Below are 3,312 nucleotides of genomic sequence, written 5' to 3'. Positions count from 1 at the left end.
GAGTCGATGAATCGAGTCGTACCGCACCCTACGATTCAAGTCTTGTAATAACTCTGACGAGGGGCGATCGCTAATAGCAGTGGTGATAGTATATTTAACCCCTTGAGGAAATTCTATTTCTAGATTTTCGGGGGTATTTTCGGTTTCTATGGGAAAGTCCTGTAAACTAGTGCAGCTTGGCGAAAGTAATCCACCAGATTTTTACAGAAACTTTCGTGACTAGCCACGACAATGTGTTTCAATGAAACTAACGGAAGAATCTCGAAGTTGATGTCCATGATAAAAGCATTGCCAATTAACCTCTCCAACCTACAGAAAACAGTACTCCAACAAATAGTGAGAGGGACAACAAACCCCTATCGCCTTGTTAGACGAGCCAAGCTAATCTTAGCCGCAGCATCAGGAGAGAGCAATAGTTCGATTAGTCGAAGATTAGAATTAGACCGAGTACAGGTGCGTCAGTGGCGATCGCGATGGTTTGAGGAGAGAGAAAAACTGAGTGCCGCCGAAGAACAACAGGTAACGGAGAAAGCATTAATGGTCTTGATCAAAGGAATTTTAAGCGATCGCCCAAGACCTGGAACAACAAAATCCTTTACGGTCGAACAAGTAGTCCAGATTGTAGAGATCGCTTGTGAAGAATGTGAAAAATCAGACAGACCAGTGAGCCATTGGACACCTTCAGAGTTGGCGGATGAAGCCATAAAAAGAGGAATTGTCGAAAAGATTTCCCCCCGTAGTGTGGGGCGTTTTTTAAAAAGAAGCGACATTACAACCACATCTTGTTCGTTACTGGTTAAATGCCAAAATTGATGATCCCTTAAAATTTAAAAAGCAAGTCAAATATATCTGTGAACTTCATCAAGAAGCTAAAACTTTGTTAGAACAAGGAATTCATTTAATTAGTACAGATGAAATGACAGGGATTCAAGCTCTTGAGAGATTATTTCCGAACAAAAGAATCAAGCCTAAACAAGTAGAAAAAATCGAATTTGAATATGAAAGACACGGAACTTTAAGCTTGATTGCGAACTGGGATGTGGCAAGAGGAAAAGTTGTTAGTCCCTCTATTGGACCGACAAGAACAGAACAAGATTTTTCTGAACATATCCAGAGAGTGATTAAGATTGATGAAAAAGCAGAATGGATTTTTATTGTAGATAAACTCAACACTCATAAATCGGAAAGCTTAGTCAAATTAGTAGCAGAAAGCTGTGGAATTACTATTGATCTGGGGAGAAAAGGAAAGGAGGGAATTTTGCAATCTATGGACAGCAGAGCAGATTTTTTATCAGATGAATCTCATCGAATTCGCTTTGTTTATATTCCCAAACATACATCGTGGCTTAATCAAATTGAGTGTTGGTTTTCGATCTTAGTCAGGCGTTTACTCAAAAGAATTACTGTCCGTTCAACTGAAGAACTATCCCAAAAAATTCTCAATTTTATTGATTACTTTAATCAACATTTTGCTAAGCCGTTCGTTTGGAAATTTAAGGGCTTTAAAGATCATAAGTGACTGGTGGATTATTTTTGCTAAGCTGCACTAGCCGTTTTAATGACGGTTTTTTCTGCGTCTAGCAGGGGGGAACTTTGTAAGGTCAACAAAAAGTCATTGAGATCATCATAATTGAGGGCATAACCAGCAATGGTTACTTCGCTGTCTGTTTGCACAATAGAACCCACCTGAACATTGAGGGGAACTTGAGCTTCAATTTCCTTGAGAATAGCTGACCAGGGGCGAATTTGATTAAAGACAGTGACTAAAGATTGAATTTCTTGATCATTTTGCTCGAGTTTGGCATTAATCTATTCAATGTTTTTGTTTTGTGCGTTTAATTGTCCCAGTTGAGTTTCTAATTCCTGGATACTTTGTTCCTTTGAAGATGATAACTAATTCAACACCAACAGAGAACTGCCTGTTATTGCTGGTAAGATAACCATGATTGCCCCGCCAATTACCAGGGGAATTTGTTCTTTTAACGAAGAACCACGAGACTGGGGGGCTAGAGTTGTTTTTGTGTTGGTCTCGAGATGACGATCTTTAAGAAAATTAACATCTAAACTGTACATAGATTACACCTCCCGTAATTCTAAACCTAAGACGGTTCCTAAGGCTGGCCTTTGCACGGCCGGAATATCCTTATCCATTTCCAAGGATAAATCAGCAATGGGGTCAATTTGCATCGTCGGCAAACTGAGACGATTGGTAAAGTATTCATCTAATTGTACTAAACCGCCCCCAGGCCCGGCTAATAATAATTGAACCACTTCTAGTTCTTCACTTTGGTTTAAATAAAAGTTAATGGAACGACGTAACTCATCGGTTAATTCCCCTAAAACTCGCATCAAGGCTGTCATCCCTGGATTAACGGCGGTTCCTTGGGTGGTTAAACTGTCGAACTGGGTAACAGGGATGGTCATTCCTTGCAGAATTTCTGGGTTACGAGAGGCCGGTAAATTCATAGCCCGTGAGAGGGCATTTTGCATCTGAAAGGTCCCAATGGGAACGGTTCGAGAAAATTGGGGTACTCCATCGACTACAATGGCAATTTCTGTGCTATCAAATTCTACATCCACCAACACGGCAGCTTCTGAGGAACCAAACTGTCGCAGTTGTTCGCGAATGGTACGAATGACGGAAAAACTGTTGATTTCTAGTACATCAACTTGTAAACCTGCTTGGGTGCTTTCCAAGAAAAAGTTTCCCACCCATTCTCAGAATCTGTTTGTAGAACATCTCAAATAAGCGAAAAGGGAAAAATAAAAAGTTGTTCGCGGATACTTTCCGCGAACAAAAACCTCCCTATCTAAAAGAAAGAAATACGCTAACTTTTAAATTAGCTTTGACTATTTTTAAAAAGGAAATTCACTTAATTTTACACTCTTATTAACTTTTTAGACTAACTGGGTCTAATCAAAATATCCCATTTAGGTAAGTGAGGATTACGTTCTAAACGTTTCTCAATTTCCTTCATCTCTTTTTTCGTTAAAGAAATTCCTTTTTGATAAACTTTTTTACTTAACTTAACTATCGGATTTAAGCCTTTCCATGTCATAGTTTTTACCCAAGCTAACATCGTTTGAGCATTTCCCAGAAGTGTTCCTTTCCAATGCCTCTCTAAAATTCCCCAACATCTTTCTATGGGATTATATTTACTGTGATAAGGAGGAAAATATAGTAATTGAATAGATTTCTTAGTTTGGTCGGCAAACTCTACCATTCTCTTCAAAAATTGCCTTCTTATTCCACTATTTTCTGGTCCATTATCAACTTTAATTTGGATGTTCTCTAGTTGCTGCTTTTCATTT

Annotated in this window: 4 protein-coding genes and 1 pseudogene; 2 read left to right on the top strand and 3 right to left on the bottom strand. The window is 38.9% G+C overall.

Annotated elements, in window-relative coordinates; translation table 11 throughout:
* Positions 1 to 231 precede the first annotated feature (231 nt).
* A complete protein-coding gene (locus CWATDRAFT_RS30675; RefSeq protein WP_007308591.1) occupies positions 232 to 813 on the top strand; it encodes a helix-turn-helix domain-containing protein in 582 nt (193 codons plus the stop codon).
* 64 nt (positions 814 to 877) lie between these two features.
* Positions 878 to 1,519, top strand: a complete 642-nt coding sequence (locus CWATDRAFT_RS30670; protein ID WP_007308592.1) for a transposase — start codon at positions 878 to 880, stop codon at positions 1,517 to 1,519.
* 17 nt (positions 1,520 to 1,536) lie between these two features.
* On the opposite strand, the gene CWATDRAFT_RS40845 is transcribed toward CWATDRAFT_RS30670, so the two are convergent.
* From CWATDRAFT_RS40845 to CWATDRAFT_RS30655, 3 genes and pseudogenes are all read right to left on the bottom strand, one after another.
* Positions 1,537 to 1,716 carry a PilN domain-containing protein gene (locus CWATDRAFT_RS40845; RefSeq protein ID WP_326997450.1) on the bottom strand — a complete coding sequence of 60 codons (180 nt, stop codon included), beginning with the start codon at positions 1,714 to 1,716 and terminating at the stop codon, positions 1,537 to 1,539.
* Positions 1,717 to 2,076: 360 nt separating this feature from the next.
* Positions 2,077 to 2,685 (bottom strand): annotated as a pseudogene (gene pilM, locus CWATDRAFT_RS30660) (type IV pilus assembly protein PilM); the annotation flags it as partial.
* A gap of 218 nt (positions 2,686 to 2,903) precedes the next feature.
* On the bottom strand, positions 2,904 to 3,312 hold a 409-nt coding region (locus CWATDRAFT_RS30655), incomplete at its 5' end, for an ISAzo13-like element transposase-related protein (RefSeq protein ID WP_007308588.1).

Source organism: Crocosphaera watsonii WH 8501, assembly GCF_000167195.1.
Lineage (GTDB): Bacteria > Cyanobacteriota > Cyanobacteriia > Cyanobacteriales > Microcystaceae > Crocosphaera > Crocosphaera watsonii.
Note: the sequence above shows the minus strand (reverse complement) of the source record. Positions and strands in the feature narration are given on the sequence as shown.

What these genes read in the sequence shown, in the direction of transcription:
- CWATDRAFT_RS30675 (WP_007308591.1), top strand. Translation starts at nt 232, where the DNA reads ATGTGTTTCAATGAAACTAACGGAAGAATCTCGAAGTTGATGTCCATG.